The organism is Trinickia sp. LjRoot230 (assembly GCF_964253315.1).
Classification (GTDB): Bacteria; Pseudomonadota; Gammaproteobacteria; order Burkholderiales; family Burkholderiaceae; genus Trinickia.
The window spans coordinates 1,333,264-1,351,448 of record NZ_CAXUQX020000001.1 but is presented as its reverse complement, the minus strand read 5'-3'; the positions used below and the strand labels follow the sequence as shown (position 1 = coordinate 1,351,448).

Here is an 18,185-nt window from a genome sequence, read left to right as displayed (position 1 = left end):
TTGCGTTGGACTGTCGCGGCACGGCACGGCACGTCAAGTAGAGCGATAGGCGCATATGCCTTGCGGCTCGACCTGCGGCTGGCCGATCACGAACGCCGCTCGGTCAACCCCTTCGATCAGATGCGCACGTTCGCCGTAATTGAAGACATAAGTCAAGCCGCCGCGTCGGCTGATTCGCACACCTTCGGGCAACAACCCCGCCGCCAAGCCCGCCCGCTTGGCGATCTCGGCAATGAGACGCGTGGTCAATGCTTCGTCGAAGAGGCTGGCAAAGTAATGCAGGCCGCCGCGTTGCACACAGGCAGGGTGCCCGTCGTCGAACGCGGCAAGCACCTCATGTTCGACGCCCGGCTGCAGTTCGATCAAGTCGCGCCAATGGCGCCCGTAGCCGTCTTGCCCGGCGTTCGATTCGTCGCCCGACAACCTGACGGTAACAGTCACGTTGGGCCGCAACGACTCGGCGCGCCACACACGCAGCGACAAGCTTTCGGCAAATGGCCCGGGCGGCAGGTTGGCCGGGATCTGCAAGTCCGCCGTCTTCGAGCCCGTACGCGGCCCCAGCACCACTTGCGCGCCCGAGCTCGCCAGACGCGCGGGCAAGTCGTGCGGCACAACCGGCAGCGGCGGTACGACAATCATGCGATAGCCATCGAGCGGCGCGTCGGCCGGCACGACATCGACGTCGAGGCCAAGCGCGCGCAACGCGCAATAGTATTCGAACGCGAAGCGAGGATAGTGAAAGTCCGCGCCTTGCGGGTGGACCTCGAACAACCATTTGGCCGGGTAGTCGTACACCAGCGCGACCGATGATTTTACGTCGGCCGTGGCATCGGCCTTTGCCGCCAGCACAGTCTGAATCTCGTCGGAGACCTGCCCCGCTTCGGTGCCGCCAAGATCGAGCCGGTTATCGGGCGTATGCAGACCCGCGTGCATTTGCTCTTGTGCAAACGGGGCTTGCCTCCATCGGAAATACGACACGCAGCCCGCGCCATGTGCAAACGCTTCCCAACTCCATAACCGCACCATGCCCGGCAGCGGCGACGGATTCCAATGCGCCCAATTGACAGGGCCGGGCTGTTGCTCCATCACCCAAAACGGCAACTTCGACATGCCGCGGTAGACGTCATGGTTGAACGACGCGAAGTCGGGATGGCCCGTGCGCAGCCAGCGCGCCTTCACCTCGGGTGCGAACCACAGTTCTTCGAGCGCGCCGAGCGGATAGCTGTCCCATGTCGCGATATCGAGATCAGCTGCTACGTCGTAGTGATCGAACTCGGTAAACAGCTGCATGAAGTTGTGCGCGATCGGGCGGCCCGGCGAATGCGCGCGAATGATGTCCGCCTGCATCCGATTGAAGCGCACCACTTCGTCCGATGCAAAGCGTCGATAGTCGAGGCGATGCGACGGATTCGCTTCGGTCACGGTGCCAACCGGCGCATCGATTTCCTCGAAGCCGCGATACTCCATGCTCCAAAAAACGTTGCCCCACGCGCGATTGAGTGCATCGATCGTGCCGTAGCGCGCACGTAGCCAGGCGCGAAAGCGGGCCAATGCCGCCAGCGAATAGCTCACAACCGTCTGATGACAACCGAACTCGTTATCGGTTTGCCAGAACGCGACGGCAGGATGCGCACCGTAGCGCTTGGCCACGGCGGTGCAAATGCGCTGCGCGGCCTCGAAATACGTGGGCGAGGAGAAATCGTAGTGGCGGCGCGAGCCGAAGCCGCGCGCACGCCCGTCGGGGCCGACCGGCAAGATGTCCGGGTGGTGGTCGATCAACCACTTCGGCGGCGTGGCCGTCGGTGTGCACATGACGATTCGGAGTCCTGAACGATCGAGCACGTCGATAGCGCGATCGAGCCAGCCCCAATCGAATTCGCCCGGCGTCGGTTCGATGCGGCTCCAAGCGAATTCGGCAATGCGCACGCGCTCGATGCCGAGCGCCTTCATGCGCAGTGCATCGCCTTCCCACATCGACTCCGGCCAATGCTCCGGGTAATAGCAAACGCCAAGATGCATCCCGCTCTCCTTCACGCGTAATGGTCGATTGATCGAAGCGGCGCGACGGCGAAGCCGTCCTCCGTAAATAGATGGCATGCCGATGCGGATGCGCCGCAGGCGATCCGCTCGCCCCGGTTCACACTCGCGTCGCCGGCGACTTTGGCGATCAATGCAGCGCCGTTTGGCGCATCGAGATGGACGTACGTCTGCTCGCCGAGCCGCTCGGTCAGCACGATCTCGCGGTTCAGCACAAGCCCGAGCGAGCCGCGCTCGACATCGGGCGTCACCAAAGTAAGATGCTCGGGCCGCACGCCCACTGTCACCGGCTGAGCGACTTGCAGCGAAGCCGCTTGCACCGCCAGCCGCACGCGCTCGCCCGTCTGATCGATCAACGCGGCAACGCCGTCGGCATCGATGTGTTCGATCGTGGCAGGCAGAAAATTCATGCGCGGCGAGCCGATGAAGCCGGCGACGAACCGACTCGCCGGCCGGTAATAGAGTTCGAGCGGTGCACCGGCTTGCGCGATGCTGCCGTAACGCTCGGTGTCCTTGCCGGTATGCAGCAGCACGATCTTGTCGGCCAACGTCATTGCCTCGGTTTGATCGTGCGTGACGTAGACGACACTCGCGTTCGCAAACTGTCGATGCAAACGTGCAATTTCGACGCGCGTCTGTCCGCGCAATGTGGCATCGAGGTTGGACAGCGGCTCGTCGAACAAGAACACGCCCGGTTCGCGCACGATCGCGCGCCCGATAGCCACGCGTTGACGCTGGCCACCCGAAAGCGCCTTCGGCTGCCGTTCGAGCAGCGCTTCGAGCTGAAGAATGCGCGCCGCCTCGTGCACGCGTCGGACGATTTCCGCTTTCGGCGTCTTGGCGAGCTTGAGACCGAATGCCATGTTTTCGAACACGGTCATATGCGGGAACAGCGCATAGCTCTGGAACACCATGGCCACACCGCGCTCGGCCGCGGGCACATCGTTGACGAGACGCGAGCCGATATGCACTTCACCCGCCGTTACATCTTCGAGGCCGGCGATCATCCTCAGCAAGGTGGATTTGCCGCAGCCGGATGGCCCGAGAAATACGCAGAACTCGTTTGTGCCGATGTCGAGATCGACGTCGCGAATGACAGGTGCCGCGTCGCCATACGCCTTCTCGATGCCCTTCAACGTAATGCTCGCCATGCCGTCGACTCCGTGCTTTAATCGGTCGAAGTCGGGTGATTAAGCGCTTAATCAGGCCTGCAAAGCCGAAAAGTCGGGCGGCTTTGCGCGGCGCCGGGTGTAGCGCCTGTCTCCGAAATCGTTGGTCTGTTCGCGGCCATGGTGCCGTCACTTCGGTCAGGCGGCAAACTTTGAATAACCATCCCAAATATTGAATCAGTATGGCCACCATCAATGAAGTCGCGTTGATGGCCGGCGTGACGCCAGCCACCGTGTCGAATGTGCTGCGCAAGCGCGGCCGCGTCGGCGCGCTGACGCGTCAGCGCGTGCAGGACGCGATCGACGCGCTCGGCTATCGCCCTCACCTCGCGGCGCGCGCGCTCGCCGAAGGACGCGCGCCGACGCTCGCGTTGATGGTGTCCAGCATCGCCAATCCGTTTTATCCCGAGTTCGCGCTGGCAGTGGAGCGCGAGGCGCGCGAAAGCGGTCATTTCGTCATCATCTGTAACACGAACGAGGACCCGGCGATGGGCCGCGCCTATCTCGAGCAGATCGCCGGTACGCTATCGGAAGGTGTACTGGTCACGAACGCCAATCTCGACTTCGCCGATCTCGCCGACACTGAAGCGCGCGGCACGCCCGTCGTCCTGTGCATGTGGGAGCGGCCCGAGGATGGGCCGGGGCTGCCCTGCGTGGCTGTCGACTTCGCGTTGGCCGGGCGGCTCGCCGCGTCGCATTTGATCGCGCTCGGGCACCGCCGCATCGGCGCGATCGTCGGCAGCAAGGCGTCGGGCATTCACCGGCCGCGTTACGAGGGGTTTGTTGCGGCGCTGCACGAAGCGGGGCTCGAAGTGAATGCCGGCGATGTCCTCCACGCGCCCGATACGCTTCAAGGCGGTTACGCGGCCGCGCGTGCGATGCTTGGCGCCAACCCGCATCTCACTGCGATTTTCGCCACGAACGATTTGCCTGCGTTGGGCGCCATTCATGCCGCCGCCGACCTCGGCTTTAACGTGCCGAATGACGTGTCGATTACCGGCATCACCGACATCCAACTCGCGCGCGAGTCGCGCCCCGCGCTTACCACCGTTGCTGTCCCGACGGCCGAAGCCGCGCAATTGGCCGTCGCGCTGCTGCGCGAGCTGATCGCGGCGGACCCGCGTCCCGCAGATGCAACCCCGACCATCTGCAAAACCTCCGCGCCGCAGCTCATCGTGCGTGGCTCCAGTGCGCCACCGCGGCTCTCGTGACCTCTCTGTTAGCGACCGCGGGTCGCTAAGGCCGTTCGCACGGGCGGCATGCTCTTTGCTCTACCTGCCAATGCAATGCGCCCGACAGTCGGAGTAGGAATGTCAGCCACCCAACACCCCCTCCACAGATCCGTACGTGCGGAATTACCGCATACGGCTCCTGCCTTGGGTCGTAACGATCAGACGTTGGCTCGGGTACGGGTGGCAGATGTGAGCGAGAGGGAGCCAGTGCGCTGCGAGGCGAGTCATTCGCGCCCAGGTGAGGCTACGGGGCTGACTGCGGCGACGCAAGGTGCGATACCACAGCCGGGTCAAATGATGGCGGAACTGACCGATGCGCGTGCCGTTACGGGGCACCCCGAAGTAGCGCGTATGTCCGTTCACCACCGCCCGCAGGTAACGTCCCTGTTCCGCGATGGACCGGTGCATACGCCGGCGCAGTTCCTCCTTCACCGCCTCAAGCTTGGCTCGCATGCGCTTCGCGCTTGTGAGCCGCAACACCGCGAATCCACCTTTACGGGTCTTCCCGCAGCAATGCGTGAAGCCCAGGAACTCGAAGGTCTGCGGCTTGCCTGCCCCCCTGCGGCTGGAGTTCTTTCGGGCGAACCGCCCGAACTCGATCAGCCGCGTCTTGCTCTCGTGCAGTTTCAAACCGAAGTGGGCCAGTCGTTCGGTCACCTCGCGCTGGAAGCGCTCGGCATCCCTCAGGTGCTGGAACCCCGCGACCCAATCGTCGGCATACCGCACGACGATCACTTCGCCCTCGGCGTGACGCGCACGCCACTGCTTCACCCACAGATCGAATGCATAGTGCAGGTAGATGTTCGACAACAGCGGCGAGATGCTTCCGCCCTGAACTGTACCTACCTCGCTGCGCGTCAACCTGCCCTCTTCCAGCACACCAGCGTGCAGCCATTTCTTGATGAGCCGCACCACCCGTGTGTCAGCCACCCGGTGCTCGATGAATCTGATCAGCCAGTCGTGATCGATTGTGTCGTAGAACTTGCTGATGTCGGCATCGAGTATCCAGTTCACCCGCCGTCTTTCTACACCCACGCTCACGGCATCCAGCGCGTTGTGCGCGCTTTTGCCGGGACGAAAGCCGTAGCTGAACCCAACGAAGTCCTGCTCGTAGATTGCGTTGAGCACCTCGACTGTGGCGAGTTGGACCAGCTTGTCCTCCAGCGCCGGCACGCCCAGCGGGCGTTTGCTCCCGTCGGCCTTGTCGATGTACACGCGCCTCACAGGCTGGGGCCGGTAAGCCCCTCGGGCCAGCCGCGCCGAGAGATCCAGAAGCCGGGCTTCAAGGTCCTCTCCGTACGACTGCCACGTCTGGCCGTCCACCCCGGCAGCCGCCTTACGCTCCAACGCAAAGTAGGCTCCCCGCAGACGTTCGACCGCGTAGATGTGTTGCATGAGGGTGGTGAACTTCGCACCCGGTCGGCCTTTGGCCGTCTGTCGTATGCCGTCGAGCGCCGTTCCCATGTCATAGGTCCGCATCGATCTGCGGGACATGTGCGCCGCAACAGCATTGCCCTTGGCCTGCCGCCTTCCCTCCACCGCCTCCGCCGTCGTGGGAGTTTCACCCTCGACCTTGTTCGGCGGCTTCCCAGGTACTACGCAGCAGTCCGACTTCCCACGCCCGTGGCTCATCGTCGTACGCCCTCAGGCTTCACGATGCGCACTGCGGCCGACGCTTCCCAGCGAGACGCAGTAGAGCGCGGGACCTCCCGGTTCCCATGCAAAGTGTATCCGCGCGTGCGCGGGGTCTCTGACCGCGCGGGGTCCGAGGCTGCCTCGCCCATGCGGCAGCCCCAGTGTGGCCTTCGGCACTTCTCCACTGCCTCGGCACCCCGGTCAACCCGTAGCTCTCGCCACGGGGCATCTATTTCGCGGCTCAATACCCGGCCCGCGCGTACCCCTGTCAACGCTTCGCCTGCACCCTTACGGGTACACACGCATGACTCGGGGCCGCCGTGGCTGGCTAGGCCTTCAACGTATGACTCTTTCATTCACAACACTTTGCCGGTTTTTACCGGCGCACGGAGAATCAGATGTGTGCGTCCAAAAACCATGAAGCATCAGCCGACGACAAATACGAGAATGTACCCACGTCGTCACTGCCCGCCTATCCGAGCCGGCATCCGATTACGCGTGCTTTCGATACCTTCGCCGCCGCGGTCACACGGTGGGCCGGCTCGCCTATCGCGTTCGGAACGGCGGTGCTCGTCGTCGTTGTCTGGGCGCTCACTGGGCCGTTGTTCAATTACTCCGACGCCTGGCAGTTGATCATCAATACCGGCACGACGGTCGTCACGTTCCTGATGGTGTTCCTGATCCAGCAAAGTCAGAACAAAGACAGCGTCGCCATTCATCTGAAGCTCAATGAGCTGGTCGCGGCCAATCGCGCGGCCAACGATGAATTGATCGGCATCGAGGATGTCGCCGAAGAAGACTTACGAAGAATTGCCGAGGCTTATCTTTGCCTCGCGAAGCGGGCCAACGCGACGCGGCAGGAACGCTCGGAGGTCGAGCGCTCCATCGCCGAAGCGAAGGAAAAGCCGGCTGTTTCAGAAAATAATAAACACGAGCATTAGGGCTGGTAATCAAAGTCGAGCAGCGAAGTATCCGGAAGACCCTACGAAATTCGAACGACACGTTATGCCTGAGCACTGGCAGCATGCGCAGTTGCACGTTTGCAGCTATTAACGGATGGGGACGGACGATGAAAAGAACGGCTAGTTTGTTGATGCTGATGATCCTTGCCGTGCCGATCGCGTCGGCGCAAAAGAAAGGCGATCCGATCGAGGCTCAGCTCGATGCATGTCTCGGCGCGCCAGCGGGGCAGACGACGGCGGGCATGATCGACTGTTCACACAAAGCGTACCTTGCGTACGACAAACGCATGAACGACGTGTATCAGCGGATCATGCACAACGCCGATCCGCAATCGCGCACGCTGATCCGCAACGCCCAACGTCAGTGGCTGGCCTATCGCGAAGCGCAGCGTCAAGCCGATAACGGTCCATGGCGAGCCGACCGGGGGTCGATCGCGAGCGTCGATATCGAGGCACTCAATGTGGACGCAATCCGTGCGCGGATCGCTGAATTAAACTACTACGCTCCGTAATGTGTCGGCGATAACTTCCTCACATTTTCATCGCCAGGTCATAGGCCAAATTCGTTGAAAAACGTCTCGCGATCGATGACCGTGAGCGCAGCGCGTTTGTGCGGAAAATCGAATTCCTTCAGGGTACGAAAGCCCAACCGATGCATATAGGCGATATGGCGGACATGATCCACGCGCGGCTCGCCCACGAGCCGCTGCGTGCGCGGCTCGTCGACGAACATATAGTGCAATACGCCGCTCCACCAGGCTTTGAGTTTGCCCGCGCTTTGAAAACGCGCGTCGCCAATCAGCAAATGCAGGCCCCGGTCGAAGTCATGCGCATCGTAAAACGGCGCGATGCGGTCTTCCTTCGCCCAGTAAAACTCGAAATAGCCGAACGGCTTGCCATCAAAACAACCTAGTGTCGGCAGCGTGTGCGGATCGTCACGCCGTTCGCTAAGGTAGGCAGCGTGCTCGTCGCGTGTGCCCTTCTGTTCCCAGAAGTGGGCGACACGGTCGAGGTTCATCCATCCGCTGAAAACATCGACGTCGGCACCAACGTTCGGCTCGGCCGTGCGCAAGCTGAACGTCATGCCGATCTGCGGAAAGAATCGCTCGTAGATCACCCCTTTCGGATCGGGCGAACGCACCGGGTGACGCCGCTCGCCCGTCACCGTATAGCGCAACGGCATGCCGGCCGACGAAGGACCTCGCATCCACGGCTGCGGATGCTGCCAGAACGTGGCATGAGATGTCGTCAACAACAGGTGCTCGCCGATGCGCTCGGCGCGATCGCACACCCCTTCGCGAATCGCATGCGTGACCCATGCTTCGGTGTCGTCGTGACAGCCGAAGGCCTGGAGCGCAATGGCAAGCGTCACCTGCTCGCGTCCGGCTCGCGCGCAAAACAACTCCGCTAGTATCGGCAAAAGCGCTATGCTCGGCTGCGCAGCGGAATCATCCGATAACGTTCGATCGGCAGCAACACTTTCTGTCATCGAATCCCCTCTTTTGCGAAGCTTTCCGCAACGATCGAGAGCCCCCGGTCGAGCGCCGGGAAAAGGCTCCGGTTAAAGTTGTTCCAGCGCAATTCGAGAATCGTGTCGCACGGGTTGATTGGGGTGGCAAGCACATCGGCAATGACCTCGCCCGAATCGATTCCATTGTCGACGTAGTGAAACGACGCGCCGGTCATGTCGACAAGCGGCACTGGACACGTTTGCCGCGTGTGCCAATCGACGACCTTTTCGCCGCGCGCGCCGTAAAGCGCATCAAGCGTCGCGTAGGCGCCGCGACGCTCGTAGCGCGAGCCCAAGCGTGTAATGCCGGGATGGATATTCGCAATGCGCCGGTAAAACGTCGCGCCGGGCCGCACGAGTTCATCGAGAATCACGAGCAGCCCGTCAAGCACGACGAAGTCCGCTTCAAGCGCGACAAGTTTCTCGGCAAGCCGCGTCTCGAATGCGCGCTTACCTGCCGCGCGTGTGTGCGCGTCGCCTGCGCTGCATCGATACGCCGACGGCACCGAATGCATCAGCGTATCGAGCGGCTTGCCTTGCACGATAAGCCCCGGCGGCACGATCCACGGCCTGCCCGGTCCGCGCGAAAAGCCGTAATCGCGCAGCTTTGCGTGGTCCTTCGGCGAGCCTTCGTCATCGTCGTAAATGATGCCCGCGAGCGACCAGACATCGCCAAGCGCCGTTTCGTTCAAACGTTGAACCAAGTGCTCGAGCGGCGACTTCATGTATCGAAACGAACCCTTGTATTCGATCTGCTGACCGGCTCGGTCAGCTGCGGCATTGCGCAGCGACAGAATGTAGACGAGATTTTTCTTCGACATGGCGTATGGGGTATCGAGTATCGTGTATGCCCTTACCAGTTGTATTTCGCGCTCGCGATAACGGCACGCGGGTTGCCGTAGAAACACGCGGCCGCAGTTTGGCAACCCGTTACGAAGCGCCGGTTGAATACGTTTTGCGCATTGATTGCAAAGCGCCAATTGCGCGTTTCGTAGTGAAGCGAAGCGTCATAGACGGTGTAGCTCGGAATGTAGAGCGAGTTGTCGGCCGCGCCGGCGAGCCCGCTCTGATAACGGATACCGGCTCCAACGCCAAAGCCCGCAAGCGGCCCCACATGCCACGTCCAATCGCCCCACAGCGATGCCATTTGCCGCGGCAGCGGAATCGACACGGGCCACTTATCGAGCGTGACGTCGTTCGCTTTTACGTTCTTCACGTCCTGATAGACATAGGCGGCGATTACCGAGAGATTGCGCGTGATCTGACCAACGGCGCTCGCCTCGACGCCGCGCGAGCGAACCTTGCCCGTTTGCACGAATGTCGTCCCGGTTGCGTCGGCGAGGTTGTTCGTGACGACGTTGGTCTGGTCGATCTGATAGACGGCCGCGTTCAACATCAGGTTCTTGCCCGCGGGCTGCCAGCGCAAGCCTGCTTCGATCTGACGACCCTTCGTCGGCTTCGCGATGCTGCCGTCTGCCATGTTCACGCCGAATACCGGGTTAAACGACGTCGAATAGCTGACGTAAGGCGACAAGCCGTAGTCGCCCAGATAAGTCAGCCCGACGCGACCGGTGAACGCATGATCGTTTTGCCCGAGCGCGGTGCCCGCAACCAGATCCCTTTGATGCGTGTTGCTCCAATCCTCGCGGCCGCCCAGCGTCAGCACCCACCGCCGCCATTTGATCTGGTCTTGCGCATAGACGCCGAATGCATCCATCGTCGCCCTCGTATTAGTCTGGCCGAACGACGACGGGCTGCTGAAAATCGCGCTGGTGACCGGCGTATAGACAGGGTGATACAAGTTGAGGCTCGGCCCCTGCGCGAGCCATTCGCTATCGGTGGTGTTCTGCCGGTTGTACTCGAAGCCGAGCAGTACCGTGTGTTCGAGCGGCCCCGTGCCGAATTGCGCTTGCGCCTGATTGTCGATATCGAAGCGGCTGTAGCTAGGCTGGAAAAGACCGGCGAAGCGCTGCAGCGTTTGTTGGCTCGGGTCGGTCGAATCCAGCCCGGCGCCCCACACCGCGGCGTTATCGAGCGACAAACGCATCCAGCGCGTGTTCTGCCGGAACGTCCACACCGGGTCGGGCTTGTATTCGAAGCGATAGCCCAGCGACCATTGCTTCTTCCTGTAGTACGAGAACGTCGGGTCGCCGGTGTAGAGGTTCTCCGAAACTGGACCGTTGATATTGGGCAGCACCGTGCCCTCGGCGGGCAGGAAGTTGTTCGACTGGTCACCTCGGTCTTGCAAGTAGCTCGCGTAAAGCGTCAGCGACGTGCTTGCATTCGGCTGCCACGTCAACGATGGCGCAAATGCGACGCGGTCCTCGCCATGCGGCCCCGTCTGCGAATTACCATCGCGGGCGACACCCACGACGCGGTAAGACAGCGTGCCGTCGCGGTCGATCTTGTCTCCGAGGTCGAAGGCGATTTGCTTGCGCGCATAGTTGCCGAGCTGCACCTCCATTTCGCGCACCCGCTCGCCGTTCGCAAGCTTGCTCTGGATGTCGACGATCGCGCCAGGGTCGCCCTGGCCATAGAGCACCGATGTCGGCCCGCGCAAGATCGCCATGCTGTCGATCATGTACGAATCGACGCGCCAGCTCGCCAAGTTAAGCGTGTTGGGCACCGCGAGCCCGTCGACGAATACGCTCGGCGTGAAACCGCGCAGCGCCGAATACCAATCGGAGCGGACGTCGGACCCGTACGACGAGAATCCCGGGATGTAGCGCAGTGCCTCGTTGATACTCGTCGCGCCCGTTTGCTCGATCTGCTGCGCCGTGACGACGTTGATGGTCTGCGGAATTTCGACGATCGGCGTATCGGTCTTGGTGCCGCTCGTGCTTCGCTTCGCCACGAGACCGACGATACCGTCGTCATGTGCCGGCGATGCGTTGACGCTCACCGTTGGCAGGACGCCGGCCGGTGCGGCGTCGCTAGATGTTGGTGTTGTTGATTGTGCCGATTGCGTTGGTTGTGATTGTTGTGCCTGCGCATAGCCGGCTGCTGCGTAAAATGCCACGGCTGCCGCGGCTGCTATTGCACGCCGCTGCGTGCCCGATACCCGCTCCATCTTCGCTCCAGTTGCAATGCGGTCCACTGACCGCGTGCTTCTCAAAGGGCAACAGCCATTCGTCCGTCACCCACCCCGTTGTTTTTTGTTTGTGCGATTTGTGTCGTTTGTGTCGTTTGATCCATGCGGTTTGTTCGTTCGCCGCGTGCGCGCGTGTGTCCTTCTCGAAGCGCGGTGGCGATCTCGTCCGAGCGCCGCGCCAGTACTGACAGCAACGTATCGGACAACCCATGACTGTCTTCGCAGCAGCCTTGTAAGTAGATCCGCGGCTTGAAGTGCGCCGGCGTCGAAAGCCGGTAGTCACGCCCAACCTCGTGCGCTGCGAGCGCATCGCCAAGGTGTTGGGCAAGCCCTGCAAGCAACGTGCGATGCGGGTCACGCCGATAACCGGTCGCCAACACGAGCGCGTCGAAGCGCTCGGCGCTGCGCCGCCCGCTCAGGGTGTCGCGCATCGTCAATTCGATCTGACCGCCCGCCGTGCGCTGCGCTGCTTCGATCACCGAATGGGCACACAACCGGTGCCGCGCCTCGCCCTCGATGCGTTGCAAATAGAGCATTTCGTATATCTGCTCGATGAGCGGGCGATCCACCACCGCGTAATTGGTGTCGCGGAAATCGGCAAGCAGCGCATCGCGGCGCTCTCTCGGTTGACCGTAAAAGACATCAGTGAACGCCGGGCTAAAAATCTCGTTGACGAACGGGCTGTCGTCGGCAGGTTTGAGCGCGCCCGCGCGCATGACGAGCGTTGCATCGACGTGCTCGAAGCGGCGGGTGAGATCGGTGAACACTTCCGCTGCGCTCTGTCCGCTGCCGATCACGGCCACGCGGCGCCGTTTGTCATCTGTCGGCGCGCCTGCCAGACGGTCGATCGAATGCAAGTAGTTCGACGAATGAACAATGCCGGCTTCGCCGAGCGAAGCGAACATCTCAGGCACATGGGGAGCGCCTCCCAAGCCGAGCGATAACGCTCGCGTCACGCGATGCCATTCGCGTCCCGCTTCGTCCGCCGAATGGACGCGCAGCGCATTGATTTGACTCGAACCGCCAGCCGCCATCACAGGCTCGATTGCCGCCACGCGCTCGCCGTAGTGAACTCGTTCATCGAAGCTGCTCGCGACCCAGCGGAGGTAGTCGTGAAACTCCACGCGCGTCGGGAAAAAGTTCTTCAGATTGACGAAGTCGGCAAGACGACCGCGCTCGAACAAGTAGTTGATAAACGTAAAGCGGCTTTTGGGATCGCGTAGAGTCGCGAGGTCCTTCAGAAACGAAATCTGCATCCTGCAATCGTCGAGCAACATGCCGCGATGCCAGCCGAACTCAAGCTGGCGTTCGATGAAGCAATGTGTGAGCGGTGCTTCGCCTTGCTGCTCTTGCTCCGCAAGGCGCACGGCCAGCGCGAGATTCGATGGCCCGAAGCCGACGCCGATCAGGTCGAATACGGTGTCTCTTTGCATGATTGCTATCCCTTTTCTGTGTAAGCCGACATGGCAGAGATGTCGGCTGAAGAAAGATGTTGCGCGAGCGGGTCTGTCGTCGATGCTTGCGAACCAGTCGCCACCGTCCGAACGGCCAGCAGGCCGCCCAGGCCTGTGAAATGCGGAACGGCGAAGATATCGGCGATCGTCAGCGCATAGCCCGCTGCGCGCAACGCATCGACAAAGCGCACGACATCGCACGAGGTCGCGCCCGCATCGAAGAGGTCGACGTGGCGAGCGGGCGCGGGGCGTTCGAACGTTTCAGCCCAGATGCGTGAGAGCGCGGCGGCGATCTCAACAGCGGGACCATGCGGCACCCGTTGGCGAACGCTCCGCTCGGACGTGTACCGCGCGCGCTCAAACGCGGCGTGCACGGTGCCGATGGCCCTGTGCGGCTCATTCACGAATTCGCGCACCGCGCGAAGGTAACCGTCGGTCAATGCCTCGACGAAGCTCCCATCGACCAGTTCGCACGCGTATGAGAACGCTCCGCTCACGCGTCCATCGGCATGCTCGACGATGTCCAGTTCCAGCTCGAAGACGACCCGGTGGCGAACGTCGTTGAATGCTTCGATCGACACGCCAGCCCACTCACGTTCGGCAGCACCCGTTGGCCGCAAGTAGTTGAACATCACGCGAAAGAGCGGGTTGCCATGCGCCGCACGTCGCGCGCGGACGGCAGTGACCACGTCCGCAAACGGAACATCCGCATGCGCGTAAGCCGAAAGCGCGGCGTCGCGGACAGTCGAAAGAATGGCGGCTGGCGATTCGCCATCGGTCAGCCGCGTGCGCACGACTACGGCGTTGATGAAGAGTCCGAGTGCTTCGCGTGCCGCGGTATTCGTTGACTCTCGCGTCGAGGCGAGTACGCCAATAGGCTGATCCGTCGCACCGGTCGCCCGATAAAGCACGACGTTCAACGCGGCGTGCAGCAGCATCGGCAACGTCGCGCTTGCCGCATGCGCCGCGGCTTTCGCTCGACGCACGAGCGTCTCGTCGAATTCGAATGCGATCCGGCCGGCGAGCCACTGCGGCGGCGTGACGCGGCCCGATGCGGGAGCCGGCAAGATGAGATCCGGCAGGTTATCGAGCGTGTCGCGCCAAAACGCGAGCTGTGCGGGATGTTGCGCGTCTAGCGATGTCGGGTTCGGTTCGACGATTGCCGGAGCATCGTTGTCGGATCGTACGTGCTCGATCTGCTCGATCTGCTCGATGTAAGCGCTGCGCACCTGATCGAGCCAGAGTTCGATCGAGGTGCCATCCGAAACGATGTGATGCACGACCAACGACAGCACATGATCGTCCGCTGCCAAGCGCAGCAGCCGCGCGCGCCACAGCGGCGCCGCATGGCCCAGATCGAATGGCGTAAGCGCGTCTTCGTCGGTCAGCGTGACGGCACGCGCTTCTCGCGTCGCCTCCGACGCCGCGTCGCTTTCGGACAGATCGACAACCGGCAATGCCACGGGCACAGCGCCGTCGATGCGCTGCCGCGGCAACTTGCCGTCACGCTCGATCAGCCGTGAGCGCAATGCCGGATGGCGCGCCGCAACGCGTGCAAAAGCGATGCGCAGCGCGTTCGGATCGAGCGGGCCGCACATGCGCAGCGCCACCGGGATGTTGTATGCGGCACTTGCCGGTTCCGCGCGCCAGAGGAACCATAAAGCGCATTGCGCGGCCGATGGCGGCAGCAAACCATCTTCCTCGGCATCCGGCGCAGGCATCGATATTGATGAAGATGCCGATGCTGCCTGCACGCGCGGCGACATCGTGACCCGTTGAGCGTACTGTGCGAGCGTCGGCGCTTCAAAAAGCGCCCTCACCGGCACCTCGTGCGCCAGGCGCTCGGCCACGCGGGTGGCAACACGCACAGCGGCGAGCGAATGGCCGCCAAGCGTGAAGAAATGATCGGATCGCCCAATAGGCGACACGCCGAGCACCTCATGCCAGATCTTCGCGAGTGCGGTTTCGAGTCCGGCAGCCGGCGCCTGATAGACGCGTTGATGACGAACCGGCTCGGGCAATGCGGCACGGTCGACCTTGCTGTTCGCGTTGCGCGGAAGCGCATCGAGCACAACGATATGCGCCGGCACCATGTAATCGGGCAGCGTGCGCCGCAAGTGCGCGTCGAACTCGGCCACATCAGCAAGCTCGGCGCGCTCGGCAAACGCCGCGCGGCTGCGCGCCTGCTCGCTCAGTTCGACATAGGCGACGAGCGCCGCGTGCGCGCCTGTGCCACGCACGACGGCAACTGCCTCGCGCACGTCCTCGTGCGCCGCGAGCTGAGCTTCGATCTCGCCCAACTCGATGCGAAGCCCCCGCAGTTTGACCTGATGATCGACGCGTCCGATGAAATCGAATACGCCGTCCGCGCGCCGCCGCACCAGATCGCCAGTGCGATAAAGCCGCGCGCCAGAGGCGCCGAACGGGTCGGGCACGAAGCGCTCGGCCGTCAGCGCCGGACGATCGAGATACCCGCGCGCCACCCCCACGCCCTCGCCGCCAAGGTAAAGTTCGCCGATCACGCCGACGGGTAGCGGCGCAAGACGCGCGTCGAGCACATGCGCCGTGCGCGCGCCAACCAGGTTGCCGATCGGCAGATAGGCGCATTCGCCAAGCTTCTTTAGCGGATCATCGGGATTGAACATCCACAGCATCGGCGTGATGACGGTTTCGGTCGGACCGTAGCCGTTCACGATGCGCGCGTTCGGAAACGCGCGGCGCAACAATGCGAACGCTTCGCGCGAAGTGGCCTCGCCGCCAACGGTCAGCGAACGCAAGCTCGGCGGCGCGCCATGTTCGAGCGCCCATTCCGCGAGTTGTGTCGCGCAACCGGGCGGCGCGTAGGTCATCGTCACCGCTTCGCGCGTCATCATCCGGCAGGTCTGCACCGGCGGCCACAACGTGTCGGCCGTCACCGCGACGGCAGCGCCCGACATGTACTGCGAAAACCACCCTTCGTGCGCGCCGTCGAAATTGACGGATTGAAACAGCAGGAACACGTCGGTCTCGCGCGTACCGTAGCGTTCCGCAATGGCCGCGCAATGGCGCGCAAACGAACCATGATCGACAACGACCCCTTTCGGCTTGCCCGTCGAGCCCGAGGTGTAGATCACATAAGCCGCTTGTTGCGGTGCGACGACGGGCAATGCGATAGGCGCCGCGGGGCGCGCGGCTTGCGGGACTTCGTCGTCCACGCACCATACGTGCATGGCCGGCGTCAGCGCAAGCGCCGGCAGACTGGCTCGGTCGGTCAGCACATAGTCGATGCGAGCATCGTCGATGACCTGCGCCAGACGCGCGCGCGGATGGGCAGGATCGAGCGGCACGAACGCGCCGCCCGATTTGAGTGCGGCAATCAACGCGACGAACAGATCGACCGAGCGCGTCAACGCCACACCGATACGCGTTTCAGCGCGCACGCCCGCCGCAACGAGGCACTCGGCGAGCCGCGTGGCCCGCCCATCGACTTCACCGCGTGTAAGCGCGCGTTCGCAATCGATCACACCGCGTGCGCCGGGTTTTTCGCGTGCGAACGCTGCGATCCGTTCGTGCACCGGCTCGAACGCTGGCACTACGGCGGGCGCATTGTCATTCCACCGGACGAGTTCGCGGCGCTCCACTTCGGGCACCCACTGCAGTTCGTCCATGCGCGTGTCGGGTGCATTCGTCGCGTGGCTCACCAGTTCGATGAAACGACGCGCGAACCGCTCCACGGCATCGGCCTCGAACAGATCGACGGCATAGACGAAGTCGGCATCGATCGAGCCGTCGTCGCGCTCTTCGAACGCCGCGGTCAAATCGAATTTGGCGAACGGTGCGCCCGAAGGCAGTTCCGTCACGTGTACATCCGCCGATGTCGGCAGCGCACGGCGCGCGCGATATGCGGCCATGACCTGAAAGATCGGATGGTGGCTCGCGCTGCGCACGATATCGAGCGAATCGACCACCTCTTCGAACGGCACGTCCTGATGCGCTTGTGCGTCGACGAGGCTGCGCTGCGTCTCGGTCAACAGCGACGCGAAAGTGTCGGTTGTCCGCACCTGCAATGCAAGCGTCAACGTGTTGACGAAGAAGCCAATCAGGCCGGACGTCTCGGCGCGCTCACGATTCGCGCTCGGCATGCCGATCTGGATCGCGCGTTCGTCGCTCATGCGTGCGAGCAGTAAAGCGAGCGCCGCTGTCAGCACCGCGAAAGGCGTCGCGCGATGCGTGCTCGCAAGCGTTCGAACGCGCGCGGCAAGCGGCGCATCGAGCGCGATCCGGTGACGCGCACCCTGCGCGCTGCGTCGCGCGGGGCGTGGTGCAGCGCCCGGCAACATCAGCACGTCCTGGCACGCGGCGAGCCGAGCGCGCCAGTATGCAAGTTGGCGCTCGCGCACCCCCGCGTCGAGCCAATGCCGTTGCCAAAGCGCATAGTCGGCGTATTGGATCGGCAGCGGCGCCAATGAAACGGCTTCATTTTTTGTGTAAGCGCGGTAAAACGCGGCAAGCTCGATCAACATCACATCGGCGGACCAGCCGTCGGTGACGATGTGATGCACTGTGAGGGCCAGCCAGTGTGTATCGGCATCAAGGCGAATCAGATGCGCGCGCAAAAGCGGCGCACAAGACAAATCGAACGGCTGCATCTCGGCTGCCTGTGCCACTTCGCGGGCGCGCGCCTCACGCGCCTGCACAGGCAGCCCGCTCAGGTCTGTGATCTGCCAAGGACATTGCAGCGGTGAATGCACGGTTTGCCAGACGCCCTCCGCGCTTTCGAAAAACGTCGTGCGCAACGCCTCGTGCCGTGCGATCAGCGCATCGCATGAAAGACGCAGCGCGTTGGCATCGAGTGGCCCGTCGAGCTGCAACCGCTCGGTGATGTGATAGGCGGCGGGTTCGTCCATGATCCGCGCGTGTAGCCACACGCGCGTTTGCGCAAAGGAAGCCGGAACCGGCGTGCCGCGGTCCGCACGAGGCGGAATTGGCAGCATGCCGAAATCGATGCCCGCCGCATCGAGCTTTTGCAAAAACACCTTGCGTTGCGTCACGGGCAACTGCGCGAACCGCGTGGCCAGCGAGTGCAAGTCGGGATTGTGCGTCGTCATGCGGAGTG

11 protein-coding genes are annotated in these 18,185 nt (G+C 62.9%); 3 read left to right on the top strand and 8 right to left on the bottom strand.

Annotated features, from left to right (window positions below):
- Positions 1-33 precede the first annotated feature (33 nt).
- A complete protein-coding gene (locus ACSQ20_RS06335) occupies positions 34-2,019 on the bottom strand; it encodes a beta-galactosidase (RefSeq protein ID WP_436018311.1) in 1,986 nt (661 codons plus the stop codon).
- Positions 2,020-2,030: 11 nt separating this feature from the next.
- The gene (locus ACSQ20_RS06330; RefSeq protein ID WP_436018310.1) at positions 2,031-3,188 is read right to left on the bottom strand and encodes an ABC transporter ATP-binding protein; all 1,158 of its coding nucleotides are present in this window, start codon (positions 3,186-3,188) and stop codon (positions 2,031-2,033) included.
- Positions 3,189-3,388: 200 nt separating this feature from the next.
- Here ACSQ20_RS06330 and ACSQ20_RS06325 point away from each other — a divergent pair, with 200 nt between their 5' ends.
- Positions 3,389-4,417: a LacI family DNA-binding transcriptional regulator gene (locus ACSQ20_RS06325; protein ID WP_436018309.1), complete on the top strand. Its 1,029-nt coding sequence runs from the start codon at positions 3,389-3,391 to the stop codon at positions 4,415-4,417.
- 144 nt (positions 4,418-4,561) lie between these two features.
- On the opposite strand, the gene ltrA is transcribed toward ACSQ20_RS06325, so the two are convergent.
- Positions 4,562-5,902, bottom strand: coding sequence for a group II intron reverse transcriptase/maturase (ltrA, locus tag ACSQ20_RS06320; RefSeq protein ID WP_436018308.1), 1,341 nt, complete (start codon positions 5,900-5,902; stop codon positions 4,562-4,564).
- A gap of 569 nt (positions 5,903-6,471) precedes the next feature.
- On the opposite strand from ltrA, the gene ACSQ20_RS06315 reads away from it, so the two are divergent.
- Together ACSQ20_RS06315 and ACSQ20_RS06310 are read left to right on the top strand one after the other, a co-directional pair.
- Positions 6,472-7,014 (top strand): low affinity iron permease family protein, encoded by a 543-nt coding sequence (locus tag ACSQ20_RS06315; RefSeq protein ID WP_436018307.1) that lies wholly within the window; start codon positions 6,472-6,474, stop codon positions 7,012-7,014.
- Positions 7,015-7,142: 128 nt separating this feature from the next.
- Complete coding sequence (locus ACSQ20_RS06310; protein WP_436018306.1) at positions 7,143-7,547, top strand: lysozyme inhibitor LprI family protein; 405 nt, start codon at positions 7,143-7,145, stop codon at positions 7,545-7,547.
- Between the two features lie 38 nt (positions 7,548-7,585).
- On the opposite strand, the gene ACSQ20_RS06305 is transcribed toward ACSQ20_RS06310, so the two are convergent.
- The 5 genes from ACSQ20_RS06305 to ACSQ20_RS06285 are packed head-to-tail and all read right to left on the bottom strand — an operon-like array spanning position 7,586 to position 18,177.
- Complete coding sequence (locus ACSQ20_RS06305) at positions 7,586-8,524, bottom strand: GNAT family N-acetyltransferase (RefSeq protein ID WP_436018305.1); 939 nt, start codon at positions 8,522-8,524, stop codon at positions 7,586-7,588.
- Positions 8,521-9,366 carry a formyltransferase family protein gene (locus tag ACSQ20_RS06300; protein ID WP_436018304.1) on the bottom strand — a complete coding sequence of 282 codons (846 nt, stop codon included), beginning with the start codon at positions 9,364-9,366 and terminating at the stop codon, positions 8,521-8,523. The genes ACSQ20_RS06305 and ACSQ20_RS06300 overlap by 4 nt, the downstream gene beginning before the upstream one ends.
- Before the next feature lie 32 nt (positions 9,367-9,398).
- Positions 9,399-11,615, bottom strand: coding sequence for a TonB-dependent siderophore receptor (locus tag ACSQ20_RS06295; protein WP_436018303.1), 2,217 nt, complete (start codon positions 11,613-11,615; stop codon positions 9,399-9,401).
- Between the two features lie 41 nt (positions 11,616-11,656).
- A complete protein-coding gene (locus tag ACSQ20_RS06290) occupies positions 11,657-13,069 on the bottom strand; it encodes a SidA/IucD/PvdA family monooxygenase (protein ID WP_436018302.1) in 1,413 nt (470 codons plus the stop codon).
- 5 nt (positions 13,070-13,074) lie between these two features.
- The gene (locus ACSQ20_RS06285; RefSeq protein ID WP_436018301.1) at positions 13,075-18,177 is read right to left on the bottom strand and encodes an amino acid adenylation domain-containing protein; all 5,103 of its coding nucleotides are present in this window, start codon (positions 18,175-18,177) and stop codon (positions 13,075-13,077) included.
- Positions 18,178-18,185 lie beyond the last annotated feature (8 nt).